25 protein-coding genes are annotated in these 23,225 nt (G+C 55.8%); 12 read left to right on the top strand and 13 right to left on the bottom strand.

Going from position 1 to position 23,225, the window contains the following annotated elements; genetic code table 11:
- The first annotated feature begins 362 nt into the window (after positions 1-362).
- From G453_RS0100205 to G453_RS0100180, 6 genes are all read left to right on the top strand, one after another.
- On the top strand, positions 363-1,394 hold the full coding sequence (locus G453_RS0100205) for an OmpA family protein (protein ID WP_027189399.1): 1,032 nt from the start codon (positions 363-365) through the stop codon (positions 1,392-1,394).
- Between the two features lie 164 nt (positions 1,395-1,558).
- A complete protein-coding gene (locus G453_RS21525) occupies positions 1,559-2,383 on the top strand; it encodes a LysM peptidoglycan-binding domain-containing protein (protein WP_051271280.1) in 825 nt (274 codons plus the stop codon).
- 135 nt (positions 2,384-2,518) lie between these two features.
- Entirely contained in the window at positions 2,519-3,205 is a 687-nt protein-coding gene (locus tag G453_RS0100195) for a peroxiredoxin (RefSeq protein ID WP_043643856.1), read from the top strand.
- A 213-nt stretch (positions 3,206-3,418) separates the two neighbouring features.
- Positions 3,419-4,351: a YceI family protein gene (locus G453_RS0100190; protein ID WP_043643854.1), complete on the top strand. Its 933-nt coding sequence runs from the start codon at positions 3,419-3,421 to the stop codon at positions 4,349-4,351.
- Between the two features lie 141 nt (positions 4,352-4,492).
- Positions 4,493-5,116 carry a TetR/AcrR family transcriptional regulator gene (locus tag G453_RS0100185; RefSeq protein WP_235731654.1) on the top strand — a complete coding sequence of 208 codons (624 nt, stop codon included), beginning with the start codon at positions 4,493-4,495 and terminating at the stop codon, positions 5,114-5,116.
- A gap of 54 nt (positions 5,117-5,170) precedes the next feature.
- Complete coding sequence (locus G453_RS0100180; RefSeq protein ID WP_027189395.1) at positions 5,171-5,686, top strand: carboxymuconolactone decarboxylase family protein; 516 nt, start codon at positions 5,171-5,173, stop codon at positions 5,684-5,686.
- Between the two features lie 249 nt (positions 5,687-5,935).
- Here the strand turns inward: G453_RS0100180 and G453_RS0100175 are convergent, their stop codons facing one another.
- The 6 genes from G453_RS0100175 to glgB form a co-directional block, all read right to left on the bottom strand.
- Positions 5,936-6,313 (bottom strand): OsmC family protein, encoded by a 378-nt coding sequence (locus tag G453_RS0100175; RefSeq protein ID WP_027189394.1) that lies wholly within the window; start codon positions 6,311-6,313, stop codon positions 5,936-5,938.
- Positions 6,314-6,341: 28 nt separating this feature from the next.
- Positions 6,342-7,850 (bottom strand): 4-alpha-glucanotransferase, encoded by a 1,509-nt coding sequence (gene malQ / locus G453_RS0100170; RefSeq protein WP_027189393.1) that lies wholly within the window; start codon positions 7,848-7,850, stop codon positions 6,342-6,344.
- 116 nt (positions 7,851-7,966) lie between these two features.
- Complete coding sequence (locus G453_RS25785) at positions 7,967-9,025, bottom strand: GGDEF domain-containing protein (RefSeq protein WP_051271277.1); 1,059 nt, start codon at positions 9,023-9,025, stop codon at positions 7,967-7,969.
- 48 nt (positions 9,026-9,073) lie between these two features.
- Positions 9,074-10,009: a YkgJ family cysteine cluster protein gene (locus tag G453_RS0100160; RefSeq protein ID WP_027189392.1), complete on the bottom strand. Its 936-nt coding sequence runs from the start codon at positions 10,007-10,009 to the stop codon at positions 9,074-9,076.
- 222 nt (positions 10,010-10,231) lie between these two features.
- A complete protein-coding gene (locus G453_RS0100155; RefSeq protein WP_169725265.1) occupies positions 10,232-11,092 on the bottom strand; it encodes a DUF429 domain-containing protein in 861 nt (286 codons plus the stop codon).
- Between the two features lie 62 nt (positions 11,093-11,154).
- Positions 11,155-13,068 carry a 1,4-alpha-glucan branching protein GlgB gene (glgB, locus tag G453_RS0100150; protein WP_027189390.1) on the bottom strand — a complete coding sequence of 638 codons (1,914 nt, stop codon included), beginning with the start codon at positions 13,066-13,068 and terminating at the stop codon, positions 11,155-11,157.
- 221 nt (positions 13,069-13,289) lie between these two features.
- Between glgB and G453_RS0100145 the strand changes: the two genes are divergently transcribed.
- Positions 13,290-13,553: an EF-hand domain-containing protein gene (locus G453_RS0100145; protein WP_027189389.1), complete on the top strand. Its 264-nt coding sequence runs from the start codon at positions 13,290-13,292 to the stop codon at positions 13,551-13,553.
- A 271-nt stretch (positions 13,554-13,824) separates the two neighbouring features.
- Here G453_RS0100145 and G453_RS0100140 read toward each other — a convergent pair whose 3' ends face one another.
- The 6 genes from G453_RS0100140 to G453_RS0100115 form a co-directional block, all read right to left on the bottom strand.
- Positions 13,825-14,040, bottom strand: a complete 216-nt coding sequence (locus G453_RS0100140) for a hypothetical protein (RefSeq protein ID WP_027189388.1) — start codon at positions 14,038-14,040, stop codon at positions 13,825-13,827.
- Positions 14,041-14,683: 643 nt separating this feature from the next.
- Positions 14,684-14,959: a hypothetical protein gene (locus G453_RS0100135; RefSeq protein ID WP_156920715.1), complete on the bottom strand. Its 276-nt coding sequence runs from the start codon at positions 14,957-14,959 to the stop codon at positions 14,684-14,686.
- Positions 14,960-15,403: 444 nt separating this feature from the next.
- Positions 15,404-16,246 carry a hypothetical protein gene (locus G453_RS0100130; protein ID WP_027189386.1) on the bottom strand — a complete coding sequence of 281 codons (843 nt, stop codon included), beginning with the start codon at positions 16,244-16,246 and terminating at the stop codon, positions 15,404-15,406.
- 466 nt (positions 16,247-16,712) lie between these two features.
- Positions 16,713-16,922: a hypothetical protein gene (locus tag G453_RS0100125; protein WP_027189385.1), complete on the bottom strand. Its 210-nt coding sequence runs from the start codon at positions 16,920-16,922 to the stop codon at positions 16,713-16,715.
- Positions 16,919-17,209 (bottom strand): hypothetical protein, encoded by a 291-nt coding sequence (locus G453_RS0100120; RefSeq protein WP_027189384.1) that lies wholly within the window; start codon positions 17,207-17,209, stop codon positions 16,919-16,921. Before G453_RS0100120 ends, G453_RS0100125 begins: the two co-directional genes overlap by 4 nt.
- The gene (locus G453_RS0100115) at positions 17,206-17,841 is read right to left on the bottom strand and encodes a hypothetical protein (RefSeq protein ID WP_027189383.1); all 636 of its coding nucleotides are present in this window, start codon (positions 17,839-17,841) and stop codon (positions 17,206-17,208) included. The genes G453_RS0100120 and G453_RS0100115 overlap by 4 nt, the downstream gene beginning before the upstream one ends.
- Before the next feature lie 170 nt (positions 17,842-18,011).
- On the opposite strand from G453_RS0100115, the gene G453_RS26870 reads away from it, so the two are divergent.
- Positions 18,012-19,217, top strand: a complete 1,206-nt coding sequence (locus G453_RS26870; protein WP_084502000.1) for a tyrosine-type recombinase/integrase — start codon at positions 18,012-18,014, stop codon at positions 19,215-19,217.
- Between the two features lie 673 nt (positions 19,218-19,890).
- Here G453_RS26870 and G453_RS27625 read toward each other — a convergent pair.
- A complete protein-coding gene (locus G453_RS27625; protein WP_156920713.1) occupies positions 19,891-20,196 on the bottom strand; it encodes a hypothetical protein in 306 nt (101 codons plus the stop codon).
- Between the two features lie 20 nt (positions 20,197-20,216).
- On the opposite strand from G453_RS27625, the gene G453_RS27620 reads away from it, so the two are divergent.
- From G453_RS27620 to G453_RS27605, 4 genes are all read left to right on the top strand, one after another.
- On the top strand, positions 20,217-20,534 hold the full coding sequence (locus G453_RS27620; RefSeq protein ID WP_156920711.1) for a hypothetical protein: 318 nt from the start codon (positions 20,217-20,219) through the stop codon (positions 20,532-20,534).
- Between the two features lie 215 nt (positions 20,535-20,749).
- Complete coding sequence (locus G453_RS27615; RefSeq protein ID WP_156920709.1) at positions 20,750-21,280, top strand: terminase small subunit; 531 nt, start codon at positions 20,750-20,752, stop codon at positions 21,278-21,280.
- On the top strand, positions 21,280-21,774 hold the full coding sequence (locus G453_RS27610; RefSeq protein WP_156920707.1) for a hypothetical protein: 495 nt from the start codon (positions 21,280-21,282) through the stop codon (positions 21,772-21,774). The genes G453_RS27615 and G453_RS27610 overlap by 1 nt, the downstream gene beginning before the upstream one ends.
- Positions 21,775-21,776: 2 nt before the next feature.
- Complete coding sequence (locus G453_RS27605) at positions 21,777-23,201, top strand: hypothetical protein (protein ID WP_156920705.1); 1,425 nt, start codon at positions 21,777-21,779, stop codon at positions 23,199-23,201.
- The last annotated feature ends 24 nt before the right edge of the window (positions 23,202-23,225 follow it).

Raw genomic sequence — 23,225 nt, 5'->3', positions numbered from 1 at the left:
TGAAAGATTCCGAAGAAACCGCTTGCACTCTTTCCCGGATGCAAGCATAGACATGAACAAGATTTAATATTAAGACGCTCTTGACGGGAAGGATGCTCGGATTGGCTCCTGGCCTTGGTTTCCGGAGGGTCAGCAACTTTTGTGACAGCCAATGAGGCCAAATCCTTGCTTAAACTTTTGAAATGTTCTATTCGGAAGGCCGTCGAGGAAAACCGCTTGCCCAGCAGGCGATGTTTCAGGTATTGAATTCGTGAGGAAACGCGAGATTCAACGGGCAACGGGCCTGACGATTCGCGTTATTTTGGCTCTGAGGGTGGCTTCTGCTTCACGCGACACTTCACTTTGATTCGGAAGGAGGACTTATGAGAAAAATGCGCATCATCGTAGCCATGCTGATCATGGCTCTGGTCGGCACGGTTCTTCCGGCCGCCGCCAAGAAAATGGTCCCGAAAGTCGACAACTTCATTCTGTTTGTTGACCACTCCAGCTCCATGGCCTTCTCTTACAAGGGCCAGCGCTACGTGCAGTTCGGCGGCGTCTCCAAGATCATGATGGCCAAGTCCACCCTGGTCGAGTTGAACAAGCTGATCCCCGCCCTGCCCTACAAGGCCGGCATGTACACCTTCGCCCCCTACAAGCAGTACGCCGGCATGGCTCCTTACGACAAGGCCGCCATGGACAAGGCTATCGCTCCTCTGAAGACCGACTACGAAGCCTACGGCCGCATGACCCCCATGGGTGTTGGCCTGAACGACCTGGACAAGGTCGTGGGCGGCCTGTCCGGCAAGACCGCCGTCATCATCCTGTCCGACGGCGACTCCAACCTGGGCGTCGATCCCGTGGGCGTGGCCAAGCAGATGCAGGCCAAGTACGGCGACAAGCTCTGCTTCAGCGTCATCAGCTTCGCCGACAACAAGCGCGGCGAGCAGATCCTGAAGGAAATCGCCGCTCTGTCCAAGTGCGGTTGCTTCGCCCTGGGCGAAGAGGTGCTGCGCAACCAGGCCGCTCGTGAAGCCTTCCTGAAGTGCTCCCTGTACGACTTCATCGACGACGAAGTGGTCATCTTCCGCTCCATCTACTTCGACTTCGACAAGTACAACATCAAGAAGGAATTCATCCCCGTCCTGGACGAGGGCGTTGCCATCATCAAGTCCAAGCCTGCCCTGGCTGTGATCCTTGAAGGCCACACCGACTCCATCGGCTCCGAGAAGTACAACATGGCGCTGTCCATCCGCCGCGCCAACAGCGTCAAGGCCTACTTCGTGAAGAAGGGCATCGACGCCGGCCGCATCACCGCCGTTGGCTTCGGCAAGATGAACCCCCGCTACGACAACAAGACTGCGGAAGGCCGCAAGATGAACCGCCGCGTCGAGATCAAGTTCAAGTCGAACTAGTCTCGAACGGTCCTCAGTGACAGTCTGGGCGGAACCGAAAGGTTCCGCCCTTTCTTTTTGGCGCGTCAAGGTTGCCCTTGAAGACTGCGCCTTCATGCCGTATCTGTCCTTTCATGCCCGTCGGCCGACACGGGCGTTTCGCCCGACCCCATGGAGGTGAGCACATGATCAAAACAATCGTACCCGCGTTGGCACTCTGCCTGACGCTCAGCGGTTGCGGCATGTTCGGGGCAGACAAGCCCGAACCCGCCCCAGTAGCCCAAGTGAAACCCGAACCTACCCCGCCGCCGCCTCCGCCGCCGCCTCCGCCGCTCACCCACAAGGTCGTCAAAGGTGACACCGTGGCAGGCCTCGCCAAGAAATACGGAGTTCCGGCCAACCAGTTGATGTCCGCCAACAACATGCAAAACGCCAAGGCAATCAAGGCTGGCATGGTGCTGACCATCCCCGGCAAGACCGCGCCTGAGCCCAAGCCCGTCCCCATGGCTGAGAAGGCTCCGGGCAAGACTGCGCCGGAACCCAAGGAGATCAAGGAGAAGGAACCCAAGGCAGCCAAGGGCTCCAAGTCCGACCCCTTCGGCGTGGAAGCCGCCACTGCCCCTGAAAAGGGCAAGAAGAAACCCGTGAAGGTGGACGACGACGCAACCTTCGAGAAGATCAAGATCGAATTCAACGACTACGCCAAGAAGTGGCTGGAAAAGTCCGCAGCGCTTGCCCAGAACAGCAAGGACCGCAAGGAAGTGAAGATGGAAGATGGCCGCTATGTGGCCAGCTATTCCGTCATCCTGCTGAACACCATGGCCACCGAGGTCAAGCGCGTGGAGTACGACCACACTCCGTATGTGGGCCACATCACGTATCAGGTGGAGGTCCACCGGGCCTTCGGCCCCACTCCCCAGGCTGCCAGCGCCGCCAAGGACGAGGAAGTGAAACAGGAATCCATGCGCGAGATATTCAGTTATTCCGGGCAGAAGCGCTCCTGGCGCTAGACGCTCCGAACCTTTTGTTGTCATCACCCCCCCTGCGGACACGCGGGGGGGTGTTTTTTTTTCCTGGATCGTGTATGCTTCCCCACAGGTTAGGAATAATTCCTAACAATACGCACAAATATACTTGGAGGCCTCATGTCCCACGGTCATAAGCATCATCATGGCAATCACCACGGCAAGGACGAATGCTGCCACGATCACCACGACAAGGGCGAATGCTGCTCGGGCAGCGCCAAGGTCGGCAAGCCCGTGGAGGACTTCTCCATGGACGTCTACGACCCCAAGGAAGGCTTCTTCGGTACCGTGAGCCTTGAAAAGCTGAAGGAGGAAAAGAAGTGGACCATCCTCTTCTTCTACCCTGCCGACTTCACTTTCGTCTGCCCCACGGAACTCGCTGACCTGGCCAGCAAGCAGGAGGCCCTGGAGAAGCTGGGTTGCGAAGTGATCGCCGTCTCCACTGACACCAAGTTCAGCCACATGGCCTGGAAGAACAGCGAGCGCCTGCTCGAGGGCGTGCGCTACAAAATGGCCGCCGATCCCACCGGCAAGGTATCGCGCTACTACGGCGTGTATGACCCCGAGTCGGGCCTGGCGCTGCGCGGCACCTTCATCATAAACCCCGAAGGCGTTCTGGTCAGCTCCGAGGTGAACTTCTACAACGTCGGGCGCAACGCCGACGAACTGTTCCGCAAGATGGAAGCCAACTACTACCTGAAGGACCATCCCGCTGAGGCTTGTCCCGCCAAGTGGGTTCCCGGCCAGAAAACCCTGACCCCCAACGAGAAGATGGTGGGCAAGGTGTACGAAGCCCTGAACGACTAGACCAGCGGCCCCGCACAGAGGCGGCAATGCGATTCCACAGGCCGCGCCGGCATCCCGGCGCGGCCTGCTTTATTCCGGGCTTGCCGGGATGCGCCTGCCGTGTCCGGCCGCAAGAGTTTCCCGCCTTCATTTCGCCTTCACCGGTTTCACCGACTATGCTAGGGTGACATATCACCCCTGCCGTCCTGTCCGGCAGACCAGAAAGGAACCTCCATGCCGCACGCGAAATCCATCTCTGCCGTCATCCTCAAAACCTGGCTCGACGAGGGCCGCGACATCCTGGTTCTGGACGTCCTTCCTCCCGAACATCACGCAGCCAGGCACATTCCGGGTTCGCGCAACCACTGCGTCTACGAGATGACCTTTCTCGACCAGCTCACCGAAGCCGGGATCGCCCCAGGCACGTCCCTGGTGCTGGCCAGTTCCTCCCACCGCTGCCTGGGGGCTCAGGACGCCGCCGACAAGCTCCTGGCCGCCGGATACACGAACGTGACCATCTGCCAGGATGGCATAGAGGGCTGGATGCAGGCCGGGTACCCCCTGGAGGGGCATCTTGGCGACGAACCCGCCTCCCCGTGCGAGCTTGGCATAGCGAACGGGCTTTTGCACGTGGACCCGCAGGCCAGCCGCATCCAGTGGACGGGGCGCAGCCGAACCAGCATCCACACAGGCACGGTCGCGCTGTCATCCGGCGCCATGCGCTTCAGCAATGGGCAGCTGGCCCTGGGCAGCTTCAGCCTGGACATGCGCACCCTGAAAGACGAGGATCTGGAGGATCAGTCCCTGGCGGCACTCCTGGTCACCCACCTGTCCTCGGGAGATTTCTTCTTGGTCAACGCCCATCCCGAGGCCCTGTTCGACACCACGCACATCACCCCGCTGCCCGGTCACACCCCTGGGAGCGCCAACTACGAAGTGGAAGGCCAGCTGACCCTGCGCGGCGTGACCCGCGACCTGAACTTCCCGGCCACGGTGGAGCGCCTGGACGACGGACGCCTGAGTCTGGAGGCCCACTTCGACCTGGACCGCACCCGCTGGGGAGCGCGCTACGGCTCCGGGCGGTTCTTCGAGAAGCTTGGCATGCATCTGGTCCACGACGTGGTGAGCATCCAGCTGCGGCTGGTGACGGCTGGCAACGGGAACTGAGAACAAGCCCCCCTGTGGCGGGCAGTCAGCAGCCAGGGTGCCCGCATCCTGGCTGCTTGGCCGCCTGGACGTGCGCATCCTGTGCGAGACTCCTGCCCGCCTTGGCTGCGGGCGAATTTTCACCTTGCAGCAAAACACCGTTTGACGCCACTAGACGACCGGTCTAATAATAACTTCGTGAAGCCCATCAAGAAAGACACCCGCCAGGCCATCCTGGAAGCGGCCGCGCCGCTCATCTACCGCCAGGGGTTCCACCGGACCGGCCTCAAGGAGATCCTGGAGGCGGCGGGGGTTCCCAAGGGGTCTTTCTATTTCTACTTCAAGTCGAAAGAGGACTTCGGCCTCGCGGTGATCGACTATTATTCCAGCCGGTTGAACGAACGCGCCAACATGGAGCGCGATGCATCGGCACAGCCGCCCCTTGTCCGGCTGAAGACCCTGTTCACTGCCCGGCGCGATCTTCGCGTAAGCGATGGTTGCGAGGGCGGCTGCCCGCTTGGCAACCTGGCCCAGGAGATGAGCGACCTGTCCCCGGTGATGCGCCAGCGCCTCCAACAGGCCTTGACCCTGGTGGCCTCGCACATTGTGGCCCTGCTCCGCGAAGCCAAAGAGCGCGGCGAACTGGCCGAGGCTCTCGACCCTGTCCAGCTTGGGGAGTTCATCCTGGACGCCTGGGAAGGGGCGCTCTTGCGCATGAAGGCCGAGAAGAGTCCGGAGCCGCTGGACCGATTCATCCACTTCATTTTCAACACGATTCTCGCCTAGTCCCTGTTTTTTGGCAACTTTAATAGCCGACCGGTCTACTACAAAGGAGACGCCATGCTGCTTTCAATCGTCGAACCCGCCGCCGCCACTGGCCGCATCAAGGAAATCTACAACATGTTCCCTGCTGAAGTGGGCATCCCCAAAACCTTGCAACTCTACAGCGCAAGTCCGGAACTCCTGAACCGGCAGTTCGGGTTCATCAGCTACTTCCGCGAGCATCCGCGCCTGTCCCCCGGCTTCTCCGCCTCCCTGCGCTACGCCGTGGCGGTGAAGTCCGGTCACGGAGCGTGCCAGCTGTTCAACCGCAACCTGCTGCGCAAGATGGGCCTGGAGGAGCACGAGATAGAACAGCTCGCGCAGACCCGCTCCGAAAAGGCCCTGGAACCGGACGAGCAGGTTCTTCTGGACTTCGTGCTGAAGGCCGTGGACGAACCCACGTCCGTGAACAGCCAGGACATCGAGACAGTGAAAGCACACGGCTACCAGGAATCGGACCTGCTGGACGCCATGGTCATGGCCGGAAACATGATCTCGTCCTCGGTGGTCTGGAAAACCTTCGGCGAAAAGTAGAACCCCACAAAAAAGCCGGGCGCGCTGTAAGGCGCGCCCGGCAGGCAGCATGCATTCATGCGCCTCTGGCAAAACTCATCGGCAACCACAATTCAAGCAGAAGGACGCGTCGGCAACCGGATGGGATACTTGCGGATTCCAAAGGGCGCAGCCCTTTGGCCGCCGGAGGCGTTCCCAACTGAAAATCATGCCGCCCCACTCACATGCTCATGCTTTTCAAGAGCGTGCCTCTGGATACTTCCCCGGCGGCTAGACCTGCACGAACTCCAGCTGCCGCATGAGGGTCTTGTGCACCGGGCAGGCTTTTGCCGCGCGGGTGAGCTTCTCGCGCGCCGCTTCGTCCAGGTCGCCCTTGAAATCCACGGAATACTCGAAGACCGCCTTGGCCGGGTCGCTGCGGTTGAGGTTCACCTTTACCGTGACCCCTTCCAGCGGCATGCCGTGCTTGCGCGCGAACATGCGCGTGATGATGGCGATGCAGTTGCCCAGCGCCGCCTCCAAAAGCTCGTGCGGTCCGAAGCCCTCACCCGATCCGCCGTGTTCCGGCGTGGTGTCCGACACGGCCACGTGCGTGCCGTCGGTGAAGCGCACCTGATAATCCTTGTCCATGCTCTCGCTTGTGATCATGACGTCTCCTCTGGCGTCCGGGTGATGATTATTCCCGGCGGCCGCGACCGTACAGCCCGGCCAGGCTCTTCAGCCGTCCGGCCAGTTCGTCCGTAAGTCCGCCTGCGTCCATGCGCCAGGACCAGTTCCCGGCGGCCACCGACGGGGTGTTCATGCGCGCCTGCGTCCCCAGGCCCAGCACGTCCTGCATGGGAGCCATGGCGATGCGGGCCACGCTCATGTAGCACAGGCGAAGCATTTCCCAGGGGACCTCGGCTGCGGGCAGGTCGCGCCCAAGGTATTCCAGCAGCACGCGTCGGCCGTCCTCCCCGGCGTCGTTCAGGAACCAGCCCAGGGTGGTGTCGTTGTCGTGGGTTCCGGTGTAGGCCACGGCGTTCTCCACGTGGTTGTGCGGCGCGTCGCGGTTCTCGCCCACGCCGTTGCCGAAGGCGAACTGGAGCACCTTCATGCCGGGGAAGCCGAAGCCGTCGCGCATCTCGCGCACGTCCGGAGTGATGACGCCCAGGTCCTCGGCCAGGATGGGCAGCACCGGGAAATGACTCTGGAGCGCCATGAAAAAGGCCACTCCGGGCGCTTCCACCCACTGGCCGTTGACGGCGGTCTTCTCGTCGGCGGGGATCTCCCAGTATCCGGCGAAGCCCCGGAAGTGGTCCAGGCGCACGAAATCATAGAGCCGGAAGTTGTGCCCTAGGCGCATGCTCCACCAGTCGTAGCAGCTTTGCGAGTGGGCGTCCCAGTCGTACACGGGGTTGCCCCAGCGCTGGCCGGTGCGGCTGAAATAGTCCGGCGGCACGCCCGCCACGAAGAGCGGTTCGCGGTCCGGACCCAGCTTGAACAGGGACTGGTTGGCCCAGACGTCGGCGCTGTCCTGGGTGACGTAGATGGGCGCGTCGCCGATGATGAGGATGTCCAGGCTGGAGGCGTAGGCCTTGAGGCGCGCCCACTGCTCGGCGAACAAAAACTGCACGAAGGCTTCCTTGAGGACCTTGCTCGCCAGGGCCTCCCGCCGTTCCGCCAGGGCCTCGGGGTTGCGGTCGCGCAGTTCTCCCGGCCAGCGAGTCCAGGACATGCCCCCCAGCGAGTGCTTGATGGCCTTGAACAGGCAGTAGTCGTCCAGCCAGTGGGCGTTCTCCTCCCGGAATCGGGCGAAGAGCTCCAGGCGCGGCAGCTCCTGGGCGTGGCGCTTGAACGCCGCCTGGAGCAGGCGCTCCTTGTAAGCCGTTGCGGCGGCGAAATCCGTGACGCAGGGGTCCTGCGCGGAAGGCTCGCCCAGGTCGTCCTCGGTTATCCAGCCGTCCTGGGCCAGCAGATCCGGGCTTATGAGCAGGGGGTTGCCCGCAAAGGCCGAGTCCGAGGAATAGGGGGAATTCCCGATGAACGTGGAGGTGGGGGTCAGGGGCAGAATCTGCCAGAAAGACTGCCCGGCCTTGGCCAGGAAGTCGAGAAAGGTCCGCGCGCCCGGCCCAAGATCACCCACCCCGTAAGGGGAAGGCAGGCTGGTGACGTGCAGCAGAATGCCCGCGCCGCGTCTATGCATGCAATGCTCCTCGTGTCGCGCTTTTGAAAAGCATGGACATGATTTTCAACACGTATCCGAATGGTTGCTGCCGTACGGGTTCATGCGCCCGGTGGCAGGACATCATGAACGAAACGCTAGCCGTCCTCAAGCGCTCCGCCCGGACAATCCACGAAAACCCGGTTTCGGCCGTCGCGCTTGGCCAGATAGAGGCACTGGTCCGCGCTGTTGATGAGGCGCTCCACCTCTCCCAGGCTGCGCACCGTGTCCAGATGGGCCGCGCCGACGCTCACGGTGACCGCCACCCCATGATGCGGGGCGTCCTCCACCGCGCGGCGGATCTTCTCGGCCACCTGCTTCAGGTAGGAGTGCTCGCAGCCGGGAAGATACGCGATGAACTCCTCGCCCCCGTACCGCCCGACCACATCGGAGCGGCGCAGCACGCCTTGCACGGCGGCAGCCACCGAGGCCAGCACCTTGTCGCCCACCTGATGCCCGTGGGCGTCGTTCACATCCTTGAATTTGTCCAGGTCGATCATGAGCAGCCCCGCTGACTGGGCGTTTCGCACCGACAGGAACACCAGCGGGTCTATCACCTTGAAGAAGCCGCGCCGGTTGAGGATCCCGGTCAGGGCGTCGGTGTGCACCTGGGCCACAAGGCTGCGGGTCTCCTCCCAGAGGCGCACCAGCAGTTCGCCGATCAGCTCCATCTCCTTGGTCAGCCCGCCGAAGCGCTTGAGCGCGTCGATGAACCGCTGGATGTGGCTCGTGTATTCTGTCTCCGGATTGGCGATGGGCAGGGGGAGCCTGGAATCCTCCGCAAACCGGAACAGCGTCTCGAAGGCCGGATGCATGAGCGCCGATTCCAGCCGGTAGCACAGGATGAAGGCCCGGTTCACCTCGCCGCACCCCTGGCAGAGCACGGAGAGTTCCCTGACCTCCTCCGCGCCGCGCGACAGGCTAGCCAGGATGGCAGCCGGGTCCTCGAACACCTGGGGCAGATGCCCCTGGCGCGCGAAATCGAGCAGCGCTTCCCAGAAGGAGACGTGTCCCTGCTCCTCCTCGCCCATGGTCCGCCAGAACTCGGCTATCTCCGGGTCCTCGAACGACTGGGAAAGACGCCTGTATATGTCCAGGGCCGTGCGATCCTGTTCAAGACAGCAGGTGACGATCTCCACCAGTATCTGCTCGGTCATGGTGTGATTTCCCGGTGTAGTTCGGAGTTTCCAAATCGCCGAGCGGGTTCACGCAGCCCCGGAAGACAGCCCGTCCGCCACCTGGGCGATGCGCCCCCGGAAGCTCTCCATGAGGGCCAGGCTGTTGCGCAGCACGTTGGTGCGAGCGCGCTCGGCCTTGTCCTTGCGGCCCAGGGCCTGCCCCACGGCTGCCCCGGCCAGGGCGATCTGGCGCTCCAGGCAGGTCTCGGCGCGCTCCGGGCTTACCTGTCCGGACGCGGCCAGGTAGGTCAGGGCCGGGACGAAGGGCACGTCCATCTTGCCGTTGCCCTTGATGCCCAGAAGCACCTGGGACAGGCTCGGCATGGGGTGGAAGCTGGCCGAGGCCATGCCGTAATACGGCAGGAACACCGAGTCGCGCCGGATGACCTCCTGGCGGGCCTCCAGCAGCTCGCGGTCCTGGTCGCGCGTCAGCCTGCCGTTTTCCAGGATGGCGGGAGCTTTCTCGGAGAAGTCGCAGGGCAGGCGGCTCTCCAGCGCGGAGAGCGGCACGTGCTGGAGCATCTCGGGATAGAGGGGGTCCAGGGGGAACACCCGGCAGCCCAGGGGGCGGCGCTCGTAGATTGTGCAGGTTTCGTCGGAGCCCAGGGCGGGGCACTTCGCGCCACCGGCCTCGAAGTCGCCCAGGCCGCAGGCGCTGACCGAGAGAAACGTCACCACGCGCTCTCCGGTGGAGCGCACGCGGCCCACCTGGAACACGGTTTCCCGGCTCTGGTCCGTGGCCAGCTTGTCCTTGCGGAAGGCCAGGGTGGTCAGCAGTTCCTCGTGGGTGATGGGAACCGCCGGACGGTTCTTGCGGAAGTCGCCCAGGTTCCAGGTCTCCATGGAGAAGACCAGGGCCAGGAGGAATTCGGAGTCGTAGTCCAGGGCCTCGGCCAGTCCCAGCGGGATGCTGGCCCGGCAGCAGCGGCCGCACAGGGTGCAGTTGAAATGCTTGGATGTCATGGTGCTGGAGCGCCTTTTGCGATGTTCAGGTCTGCGGGACGATTGTTCAGGTAACGAAAGACAATAGTGGACATCAATTGACCTGTCGTCAACCTTCCGGGCGCACCTTCAGCGACCAATTTGGTATGGATTGATTCCTGTGCGGGTTTGCACGGCTTCGGCAGGACGGCCGGGAGAGTTCAGGAGTCGCTCGCGTGGTGCGTGCAGGCCGATTCAGTCCGGTCAGGCCCGGCAGTGCGGGTCCATGATCCAGCCTTCGAAGGCCAGGACGTCCGGGTCGACGAGGTCCGGGCCGGGCAGCCCGAAGTTGTCGTTGCGACGGTTCCAGGCCCATGCGGCCTGCACGGCGCAGATGAGAGAGTCGAGCAGGTCGCCCTTGCGGTCATCGCGCATGCGTCGGGCTTCGTCCTCGCCGAACGAGACGGTGAAACCGTAGACCTCCCGGAAACGGTCACCGCACATGGCGTCCAGCATGCCGCTGCGCCGCACGGCCCGTTCGTTCTGCTGGTGTTTCGGGCCTTCCTTGTAGCTTTTGTGGCCGCAGAAGCGCTCGGCGAACACGCCGGGATAGACCTCGAAAAGCAGACGCGAATCCCCGTTCATGCGCTGGGGGACCACCGCGCAGGGACACTCCGCCAGCAACCGCGCGCCAGCCAGGAACATGAGCCCCACCGGCGGGAAATCCACGTGCATGGGGCTGCACGCGTTGGCCGCTGTTCCGGTCAGACGCTTGCGCTCGCGCACGCCGCGCCCGTCCACGGGGCTGGTCTTCATGAGGGTCTTGAATTCGGACGGCGGGAGCTGACCCACGAGGCGCAGGAAGCGTTCCCACTCCACGGGCCACTCCAGGCCCAGCACGTGGCCGGGCGCTTCCAGCAGGAGGCGAACTGGCTGGGAAAAGGGGAAATCACAGCCCATGGCCCACGAGCCCGGAGAGCGCAGAAGCTCCTCCAGGGGGCCGTAGCTCTCTGGAGCCTCGAAACCATCGAGCACCAGCGTTTCCGCATCCAGGCGGCACTGCGCGAGGGTGAGCGGCTTGCCCCGCCCCGGTGCGCTGGTGAAATCGAGACCGTAGATGCGCATGGACTCCGTCATGCCCTGAAGGCCGATGCCTGCCGCGTTGCCGCCATCGGCGCAAAATCCGGCTAGGCCGGCTTGAACACCACCATGCCCATGGGCGGCAGGGTCAAAACCAGCGAGCAGGGTCTGCCGTGGCTCTCGCTCTCCTCGGCCATGACGGCCCCGGCGTTACCCACTCCCGAGCCGTTGTACCACTGGGAATCGGAGTTCAGCACCTCGCGCCACAGGCCGCCCTTGGGCACGCCCACGCGGTAGTTCTCGCGCACCACGGGGGTGAAGTTGAAGCAGGCCAGGGTGACGTCCTTTGGGTCCTTGCCCACGCGCAGGAACGCCAGGACGCTGGCCTCGGCGTCGTGGAAGTCCACCCACTCGAAGCCCTTGTGGTTGAAATCGGTCTGATGCAGCACCGGGTCGCTCCGGTACATGGCGTTCAGGTCCGCAATCCAGCGCCGCACCCCGGCATGGCCGGGACGGTCCAGCAGATCCCACTCCACCTCGGCGTCATGGTTCCACTCGCTCCACTGGGCCACCTCGCAGCCCTGGAACAGGAGCTTCTTGCCGGGGTGTGTCCACATGTAGCCGTAGAGCAGGCGCAGGCCCGCGAACTTCTGCCAGTCGTCGCCGGGCATCTTGCGGATGAGCGAGCCTTTGCCGTGCACCACCTCGTCGTGGGACAGAGGCAGCACGAAGTTCTCGTTGAAGGCGTACCAGATGGAGAACGAGAGCTGTCCGTGGTGATATTTGCGGAACACCGGGTCCTTGGAAAAGTAGCTCAGGGTGTCGTGCATCCAGCCCATGTTCCACTTCATGCCGAAGCCCAGGCCGCCAAGATACGGCGGGCGCGACACCATGCCCCAGTCGGTGGATTCCTCGGCGATGGTCTGCACGCCGGGGAAGTTGGTGTAGGCGGCCTCGTTCAGGCGGCGCAACAGGTCGATGGCGTCCAGGTTCTCCTTGCCGCCGAAGGCGTTGGGAACCCACTCGCCTTCCTTGCGGGAGTAGTCCAGGTAGAGCATGGAGGCCACGGCGTCCACGCGCAGGCCGTCGCAGTGGTAGCGGTCCAGCCAGAAGAGCGCGGTGGAAATCACGAAGGCGCGGACCTCGTGGCGTCCGTAGTTGAAAATGGCGCTCTTCCAGTCGGGGTGGTAGCCCTGCCTGGGGTCCTCGTGCTCGAAGAGGTGCGTGCCGTCGAACATGGCCAGACCGTGCCCGTCGGTGGGAAAATGCGAGGGCACCCAGTCCAGTATCACGCCGATGCCCGCCTGGTGCAGGGCGTCCACCAGATGCATGAAGTCTTCGGGCGTGCCGTAACGGCTGGACGGGGCGAAATAGCCCACGGTCTGGTAGCCCCAGGAGCCGTAGAACGGATGCTCCATCACCGGCATGAACTCAACGTGGGTGAAGCCCATCTCGTTGAGGTAGCCGGGCAGCTGCTCGGCCAGTTCCCTGTAGGAGAGCGAATGCCAGGAGTCGCGGTGACGCCGCCAGGAGCCGATGTGCATCTCGTAGATGGACATGGGCGACTCCAGCGACTGGGTCTCGGGGCGCGCGCGCATCCAGGCCTCGTCGTTCCAGGCGTGGTCGAGGCTCCAGACCACCGAGGCGGACTTGGGCGGCACCTCGCAGGCCAAGGCGAAGGGGTCGGCCTTTTCCAGGTGCTTGCCGTTCTGGCGCGAAACAATGTGATATTTGTAGACCGTGCTCTGCCCGATGCCCGGAACGAACCCCTCCCAGATGCCCGACCCGTCAAGCCGCACCGAGAGCGGATGCGCCTTGCGGTCCCATCGGTTGAAGTCGCCTATGACGGCCACCTTGCGGGCGTTGGGAGCCCAGACGGCGAACAGCGTTCCCTGCTGGCCGTCCACGGTCATCAGGTGCGCGCCGAGCTTCTCGTAGAGGCGAAAATGGGTGCCTTCCTTGAACAGGTAGATATCGTGATCGGTGAGCAGGCTCACCCCGTGAATGACGTGTCCGGGCATGCCGTCTCCTGGGTTTTGGGGTATTCGACGGATAAGATACGGCAAATGCGGGGAGAGGGAAAGAGACTTCAGGCGCGGCGCGGGAGGATGCGGTCAGGGGCAGACATCCGTGGACGACGCCCTTCCTGCGCAACCCGGTTGACCAAATGTGCCAGCGATGCCAAAGTCAAATAATAGTACCCTTTGAGGCCCACGAAAATCCAGCACTCACAGGAGCCACCATGCGCGTCATCGCCGTCCTCACCCTGCTCGCCCTCGTTGCCTGCGCCACGCCAGCCAAGAAACCCGCCTTCGACGCTGCCGACACCAACAATGACGGGAAGATCTCCCTCCAGGAGTTCAAGAAGCTGTTCAAGAGCTCCGACCAGGACAAGGCCGATGCGCAGTTCAACCGACACGACACCAACCGCGACGGACTCCTCACCGGCCCTGAGTACGATCTCTGGGACACGATAGGCTCCGACGACAGCCAGCGCCCGTTCTAACGGATTTTTCTGGAAGGCGAACGCCCCTGTCGTGGCGGCTCGAAAGCCCGGAATCGGGCCGCCAAAGGTTAGCCAACCGGTGTAATGAGACAAAACAGGGGCTGTGCCAACTGGCATAGCCCCCAACATTGCGGCACGCCCGCAACACTTCACGCAGCTACTGGACACGTGGTGGCCGCCCTTTCATTTCGACTCATCCCGACAACAATATCAATTCGCAAATATCGCTTTCTTTTGGGATATTGCCCCTGCCGGGCGCTTCCTCCAGATCCTACCCCGCCGTCTGCGCGGCGTACGCCGCCGGGCGACCAAGGCCGTACCCCTGCCCTGCGCCCCGCGCATCGAAGCGCGACTCCTCCGGCATCCGGCTGTTCTCGGACGCTCCGGTGGCGGTCATGGTCGCTGGTTTGTTCAGGATGCCCTCGCGGGCGTTCACGTCCGGGGTGTCGTCCTCGAACAGCGTGCCGCCCTTGCCCAGGTTGACCATGCCCGCCACACAACCCGTTGACTTACCATGCGATACATGCAAACAAATTATGCGCATAGAAATCAACGACACAGGCTGCACACCCCATGAGAACAATTTGCATTGCTGCCTTCCTCACGCTGTTTCTCGTTTTGGTACGCGACAAGCATGTTCTTGCCCAAGACCCAACCAACATTACCCACGTTGACGGGCATACATGGGCTGGTTGGCCAGAGCACACGCGGCTTATTGTCCTATATGGATTTGTTTCCGGGATGAACATGTAGGCAAAATCTATCGAACGACACCACGGCAACGTCGAATCACAAACACCAGGAGACAGCATCAGCTCCTCTTGCAAGTCTGCGAAAGATATCACGGCCCAGTTCTATATCGACAACGTCTCAATAGAGCAGGTATTCCAAGCACTCAATGAAATGTACGCGGACCATTCGACCAGAAATATCTCCTTATCCGACGCAATACTATTCACACGAAAATGGATCATGGGATGCTCTGAAGAAGATTTCAATCAGGTGTTATTGTTCTTAAAAAAGGGCAGTGACGCCTCATCAAAAAGCAGCTTGGCAATTCGTGACAAAGAAGGGAACGTTTTACGACACACTCCATTCCCATGACATCTCGTGCTCAACACAACTGAAGTTTACCTAGCAAAATCACTACTCAATATTTTATGAATACTCTCTTCGCAATCAACCCTTTTTACATCACTCTTCATCCTCGAACATCTATCATTCATAATGTAAATAATTTTTTCATCTTGTGCAACGTCGTAATACTTCATATGATGTAGCTCGAATATTATATTAATCGCAAACCAGGCATCTATATCATAAACCATCCCAGGCAATCTCTTTTTCATCATTTCGATTGTTTTCTCAGGAATATCATTAAAACTTCCTTCTTGGAGCAACATCATCCCACTAACACCATTAACACACACATAATATGCATATCTATCCGCTGGATCAGAAAGCGAAGCAATGTATTCCCTGCTGTACTCAGAAAACCAACCAACAGACTTTAGATCGTTAATCCAATTTTTACACCTCGGGTCATACCTACTGTAATCTGTGCGATAAAATGAACACGACGAGCCACATGTCACCAATATGACGAGACAGTAAATATTCAACGCTATCTTCATACAGTAATAAACCTCAATGGGCGCGCACGAGCAATTCCCATATTAACAGGCCAACGGCGCACTACAAGCTGACAAATGCAGCGTCATCGTACATCACATACCAAGCGAATAACAACTAGTCAATACGATATAGCGCAATTAATCCGGATAGCCAGGCGCAAGTTGCCCCCTGGCTATGCCGGTCATTGAGCATCAACAGCCTACTTCATTCTTGCGTCACTTTGAAAGAGGCTTCTCATCAACAGGCAGACGTATTTGCATTTCAGAACTGTCCCGCGCATATCGACCCGTCCTAGCAATCCTTTTAGCACTATCCTCCCACGGGTTATCTTCATATCCCTTCAAGAAGCTTTGCCAAAGATACCCCGGCCTCGTCATCTTGTTCTGAAACTGCCCAGCATGAACAACCTCTTCCACAAGAACATTGAAATGGTAGTCGTTTGTTTCAGGATTAAACCGCCCATCAGGAGTATCACCCATATAGATGTTATTCTCTAGGGTGATTCCGCCCTTATCAGAAGGCATGTACCAAGGCGTCCGCCCTCTGTAGAGCTTGAGCGAATCCAGGTCCATGTTTTCGTAAGCGGTCCCCTTCAGACGCGCCCGCACCCGCTCTTTCAAGTCTGGCGGCAGATACTCTCCCCCCCTGCCCCTGACAGCGACGCTCTCTGGATCGTAGGGTTCGTTCATTGGGCCTGACTCGCTCTCCCGTACGGTGCGTTCGTCGATCATGCGCTGCTTTTCCTTTCGGCGGGTATTTTCTCCGAAAGGCTGCTGCGCTGGCCCCTGTGGCTGCGCCGGAGTCCCCGCCTGCCCCTCTCCTGCGCTTCCTCCAGATCCAGCCCCGCCGCCGTCAGACGGGGCGTCGCCACCGCCGCCATCCTGCACCGCGTATGCAACCGGGCGACCAAGGCCGTAGCCCTGCTCTGCGCCCCGCGCCTCGAAGCGCGACTCCTCGGGCATCCGGCTGTTTTCCGGGGCTCCTGCGGCGGTCATGGCCGCGGGTTTGTCCAGGATGCCCTCGCGGGCGTTCACGTCCGGGGTGTCGTCCTCGAACAACACGCCGCCCTTGCCGAGGTTGGCCTTGCCCGCATCAAGCCAGCCCAGTAGTCGAACTTGCCGGTTCGGGGATCCCTGAATTGGCTTGCCTTAGCCGGGCCGGGATAAGGCAGTACTTCACCTCCCGGAGCCTCAGCCCCGGAGGTCTTCTCCGAAGGGACGGCTGGCGTTCCTTACCTTCCCAACCTGATTGGGAAAGAGGAATCCATTTGTCTCCATCGGGTTGCTCGTAGGCCGGTAGTGTTCTTACTCCTTCCCTTCGCACTTCACCCGGTCCCAGTGGCCGCCCGAGCGCATCCACAAGTCCTGGTATTCCCCCATACCAGCCGCCTCTGGGTTCCTTGGGATATCTCCCGTCCGGCATCCTTCCGGTCCAGTTGTCGTCGTCCGATTCAAGAAAAGACATGAAATCGCTCCTTGCGTCTTGTTGAAAACGGCCAGGGCCTCACACCCTGGCCGTTCCCTGTTATTGCGGCTTTGCGGCGGCAGCCCGCGTCTTGGCCTTCACGGACGCGCCTGGTGTTTTCCAGGCGCTCTCGCCCTGACTTCCCAACGCCTTCTCCAGCGCGGCCACGCAGGCCTCGATGCGCGCGAGCCGCGCCTCCAGCTCCAAGTGCACGGCGCACGGTTTCGCTGCGGCGGGTTCGCCCTTGCCGCCAAGGATCATCACGTTCACAGCACCCTCCCGGCGTTGTTGCGCTCTTCCGCGCTTGCGCCCAGGCGTCCCCGCGCCTCGTCGCCCACCTCCACCACGCAGGTCAGCGCGGCCACCAGCTCCTCCAGGGCCTCAAGCCCGGCCTTGATGCGCGAGAACTCAGCCGTGTCGGCAGCCTTCAGGTTCAGGATGGCCTCGCGCCGGATGTCCAACTGCTCGTCGATGACCTCGCGCACGGCGTCGCAGTGCAGCAGACGCCCGACCTCCTCGCCGCGCCGGGACAACAGTTCCAGTTCGTGGTGGTTCACTGGGGACCTCCGTCAAGGCCGGACGCGCCGGGGCTTGAGGGGGCGGACGCCAGTCCGGGCAAACCAGCAAGTTCAGGAATTCCGGGCAGGCTCGGCATCCCCATGCCAGAGCCGAACGAGCGGATCGCAGGGTCGGACTTCATGCCGGAGGCATCGCCCGCCATCTGGCCGGGCATCCCAGGCCCCATAAAACCGACATCTGGACCAGCCATGCCTGCTGCCGCAGGGGCACCCGGCCCACCGGGCATGCCTTGCATCCCAGGTCCCATGAAACTAAGGCCCACGCCGGGTGCGCCGTCCATGCCGGGGCCTTGGGCAGCGCCCCGGCGTCCTCCCTGTGCGGCCTGTCCACCGCCGCGCCCGGCCCGCATCTCGGCCCTGGCGGTGCGCTCGGACTCCTTGCGCAGCTCCTTGGCGTGCTCGCCGATGGCCTTCTGCAGGCCGTTGTTGTGGCCTCTCAGCTCCTCGATCTGCTGCTTGAGCTCCTTCACCTGGTCCATGCGCTCGTCGGACAGCAGGTACTCGCTCACGTCGATGTCCATGAACTCGTATTTGGCCTTGATGGCCTTGATGACCCCCTTGGGGTCGCAGATGCCAAGCTGCAAACCGGCCTTCAGCATCATCTGGATCATTAAATATTTAATTCTCTCCAAGTGCTTACCCTGATTCACAAAGCTATGTACTTCTTAACTTAAAATGGATATTTTGCTTCCATGAGTTACCAGATACTACCACTGACTACCATTGATTTTGTCAAAATATTGTACTAGGACTTGATAAGCATTATCAACTGGAGGTCCCTATGCCTGGCTGGACAACATCCAAGAAGTTCAAAGGTCTTCAATGGAGTGAACACCCAACTCGTAAACATGGAGGCAAGCCTGATCGCTATTTCAGAATACGCTATCAATTAATTGGAGTCACAAAGACTGAAGGTTTAGGTTGGGCATCTGCTGGTTGGAATGAAGAGAAAGCAGGTAATTTGCTTGCTGAAATTAAACAAAACCTGCTGAGTGGTGGACCTGTAACTTATAAAGAAATGAAGCAACAAGCTGAAGATGAGCGCATCAAAAGAGAAGAAGAACTTGAGAAGAATAAAACGATTCAAGAAATATTTGAATCAGATTACCAAATTCACTCAAACAGGACAAAAGAGTCCAACAACTCAGTAAATTCTACATTTAAGAAATGGGTAAATCCCATTATAGGAGACAAACGATTAAATGAAGTCACATTCACTGATTTGCTCAAAATTAAAGGAATCTGTATAAAGGCAGAACTTGCACCAGCAACCATTTCAAGAGTATTCAATTTAATCAATCACATCTATGACATTTGCATCAACTTTGACATTTATGATGGTGCAAATCCTGTAAACATGGCAAAACTGAAATTGCCAGCTATTCAAAATGAAAGAAATAGGTTTCTTTCTAAAGATGAAGCTGAAATCTTGTTAAATGAGACTAAGGGTTATAGTGAAAATCTCTATGAAATCTCATTAACTTCGCTGCATAGCGGTTTCAGGTTAAATGAAGTTCTCAAGCTGAAATGGTCTGACATTGATCTTGAGCACAAAATGATTACAGCTAGAGATAGAAAGAATAAAGAGTCATCAACAATTCCAATGAGTGATGATCTCTATGAAATGTTGAGTGCAAAAGAGAGAAAAGGTAGAAATGAATTTGTCTTCAGAAAAGATAACGAGAACTCAAAGAGTCAAATATCGAAACTATTTAGACTTGCTGTTGAAGATGTAGCACTCAATGAAAATGTAGATGATCCTAGACAAAGAGTTGTATTCCACACTTTAAGACACACTTTTTGTTCATGGTTAGTTCAAGCTGGTGTACCATTAAAATTTGTTTCAAAGTTAGCTGGTCACAAATCAATCAGGATGACAGAGAGATATGCACATCTTGCACCTGAGAACTTTGAGATTGTACGTAACGTGTTCAGCAAATCACCAACACAAGAGAAACCTAAACCAAAGCTCACCATCGTAAAGTAGCTTCATTTTCAATGGAGACATGAGGGACTGGCTAGCCAGTCCCTCTTTTGTTGCCTCAGTCACCAGGATCAACTCAGAATAATTCTGTCTGTAAGTATGTAATTTCATTCATCATCCAAAATATTTTGGCTCAGAATGAAAATAACCGGCTTACCAGCGTTTACATTTAGTTTTGATTTTGTACGGTAGTCTCAAGATGAACTTTTAACCCATATTTCAAAGGTTGGTGCAAAGTGGAATGAAGAAACAAAGTCGAAGACTCTCTTTAAGTTATCTGTCTGATTCTCTACCTGAATTCATTTTAAGAGCTAATATTGAAGAAACCTTGAAACCAATTGTGCAAAATGTTTATAGTAGACGAGTAATGGAATTTTACGACAATTCTGGAAAAGGTCCAAAACGAGTTAAAATTGGTAGACACATTGCCTACAAGAGAAATGATTTAATTGACTGGCTAGAAAAGCAAATCGTTACACTTCAGTAACGACAAAGGCAGCGTAGAACGCTGCCTTTTCTTTTGCATAAATATCGACATGAAACTCATCAACTACTTTTTAAATCTATTCAAAAGAAAAAAGGTCGCAATATTGTTTGAGTTGCACCCTATTGAAACTGATAATCCTAATTCAAATGTCATTGTAATTAATGGCAAACAATACCTAAAGAGTAAGATTTAACCGATATTTTGGTCACAGTCTTTAGCTGCTTTTGATGCTTGGGCTTTGTATCTTAAAAGTTCAGGTGTTTGCCTCGATTCTACCCATCGCTCCATCACATTCTTCGATTGATAAACAGCTTTTGTACCAAACCGATAACCAAGTAATAAAATTAATACTTGAAATTCGGTTGTTGGTATTTCTTTCATACCGAACCAGACAATTAAACAATGCACCAGAATAATTGTAGTCCAAAAAGCTGTTGTAGACAGTTTATCTCCATCTGAGATTAGTGGTGAAATGTAGGTTAAGAATTTTTTCATAAATAATGTTGAGGATATTTATGATTGACTTCACAAAACTAAAAATCATCGCAACTGGAATTCTTGTAACATTAATTATCAGCTTATTTGTCTACAATGCTTTCTTGAGCAAAACTATTGAGCAACTAGAAACTGAGATTAAGATTAAAGATGCTGAAATTTCGAGTGCAAAAGAATCTCTGGATAGATGCAAAACAGGTGTCAAAGCGATTCAAACACACACAAAGAATATTCAGAAAAATGCAAAACAATTTAACGAGAACCAAAGACGTATAGATGGAATATCAAATGAAAAAGAAGTTGAAGACATGTATAATTCTATTCTTGGTGACAATTAATTTTAGTTGTTCATCACTCAAAAACCAGAAACCAAATGACATTTATGAGTGCCCAAGACCTGAGAAACCATCTTTTGGGAAACTTGGAACATCTAGATTTGATTCACTTGAAAGACAAAAGGAAATGTTGAGCACAATTAACACATTGAAGAATTATTGCAAAGACCAAGATTCTACAATTGATTGTTACGAAAACCAATTTAAAGGAATTACCGATGGAAGAAGATAAAAAGATACATTGGACTAACCGTCCAAGAACATGGACTACATCTAAGGGTGATGTTGTTACTGAAACAGGCTTAGTAAGATCAAAGATTATTCGTAATTGTTTAGACTTTCAAGCTCTCTGTGAATTGTTTCTTGAAACATGCCGTGATGAAGAAATCCCTATGACAATGGCAAGACTGTTGCTCAGTATTAACATGACTCAAGAGGAATTCGATGAAGCAGCAAACAAAACTTATAAAAAGTCAATTGAAGATCAATGGGCATTTAATAAGTACAGGTCAGAATTACTTGTTAGAATGAGAACTGAAATTGAAGCAAACTTACTTGAAGGCGCACTAGCTGGTAAGCAATCAGCTTCAATCGCTGCTTTTGCATTAAAGAATAAGCACAAGTGGGTTGAGAAAACTGAACAAGCACAAACTTTTGACTTTGACGTTAAATCACTTTGGAAACTTGTACAAGAAGCTAAAGAACGTGATGGTGAAATTATTGAAGAAACTACTGATGGAGATGAATAATGGGACTTTTAAACAATGGATTAACAGCAGTACCGCAAAATGAGAGACAGGCGTTTGATGATAATTCTTTTTCTCAGCTTTTTAACTCTCTTTACGGTCAATATCAAAATCAAGACCCTATTGATAGACAAACAACTTGGGCAGCACAAAGACAACAAAATGAATATCTCAACAATAAAACTGAATGGGATAAAATTCTTCAAAGTGGTGGAGATTTACCCTCAACTGGAAAACCAATGTCACTTGATCCAGCCGAAAGCGAACAATTAAACAAGAAATGGAATGCCAAATGGGAAACTCCATTTCAGATGCAAACAGGACAAGATGAAAAAGGCAATGCAACATTTCAGAATGTGAACTTAAGACCACTAAACACTTATGGATATGGTGATGAATTTAAGATGACTCCTGATTATTATTCTAACGTGAAAAATCTATATCAGCAATATGGACCAAATGTTTTGAGTTATATTTTCGGCTCTAACCAAGGATAAAAATGGCTAAAAATAAAGATATAAACAAACTCGATAGAGACGCCTTGTTGGCGATGGCTACAGACCCGGTAATTTTTGTAAAAACTTGTTTTGGTGTCACACCTACCCCACAACAAGAAAGTCTTCTTAAGGCTGCCTCAGTCAGAGGCGCCAAGGTTTCTGTCAGATCGGGCCACGGTACAGGCAAGACAACAAGCCTAGCGTGGCTCATTCACTGGTTCTTGCTGTTCCACACAGACGTAAAGATTCCCTGCACCGCTACCACTGCCGCACAGCTGCACGATGCTCTTTGGGCTGAATTGTCCAAATGGCACAGACGCTATCTCTATAAACCATTTAAGGATTCTATCGGAATTAACAATGATAGAATGTATATAATTGGTGAAGAAAAGTTCCGATTTGCTGTTGCAAGAACTTCTGCAAAAGACAAACCAGAAGCATTGCAAGGATTCCACGCTGAAAACTTGATGGTAATTATTGATGAAGCTTCAGGCGTAGACAACAAAGTTTTTGAAGTCGCAGAAGGCACACTTTCAACTGAAGGTGCAATAATCATACTTTGTTCAAACCCTACAAGAAACAGCGGCTATTTCTATGATACACAAATGCACCCTAAAATTAAATATGACTGGACTCGTTTAGCTTTTAACTGCCTAGACTCTCCAATTGTAACTTCAAAATATGTTGAAGGATTTGAAAAGAAATATGGTGCTCAATCAAATGAATATCGAGTTAGAGTTTTAGGAGAATTTCCAGAATTAAACGATGACAGCATAATTTCTCGCAGTCTTATCGAATCAGCTTACGACAGAGAAGTTTCATATTCAAGTTCTCCAAAAATTGCAGGTTTAGACGTTGCTCGTTTTGGTGACGACGCAACTGCAATCGTAATTCGTCAAGGTGGAAAGATAATTTATATTGACCAATGGAAAGGTCTTGGAATTGACGAATCAATTGGAAGGGTTGTCGCCCTCTATCGAAGAGGAATGTTTGATAGAATTTATGTTGACGCTTGTGGTTTAGGTGCTGGTGTAGCCGACATGTTGCCAGTCTATCCATATAATGTACCAACAATTGGAGTTAACGTAGCAGAAAAAGCTTCTCAAAGCGAATTATACAACAGGCTAAGAGATGAACTATGGTTTAATGCCAAAGAATTCTTTGAAGAACAAACTTGCTCAATTGATGGAACTTGTAAGTTCGTTGAAGAATTAACTGACGAGCTTTGCGGACCAACTTACAAATATACATCAAATGGGAAATTGAAAGTTGAAGGCAAAGACGAAATGAAAGCAAGAGGTGTTCCTTCACCCAACCTTGCAGACGCATTCAATCTCACTCTTTATAATTATTCTTCTCCTGCGCAAAATCGAATTTATGTAAATTCATACAATGATGGCTACAAATCACCAAACGTAATTCTTTAGATAAATAATCACAGACTGAAATGA

Source organism: Fundidesulfovibrio putealis DSM 16056, assembly GCF_000429325.1.
In the GTDB taxonomy this organism is placed as follows: domain Bacteria; phylum Desulfobacterota; class Desulfovibrionia; order Desulfovibrionales; family Desulfovibrionaceae; genus Fundidesulfovibrio; species Fundidesulfovibrio putealis.
The sequence above is the reverse complement of the archived record's forward strand: the minus strand, read 5'-3'. Positions and strand labels throughout refer to the sequence as shown.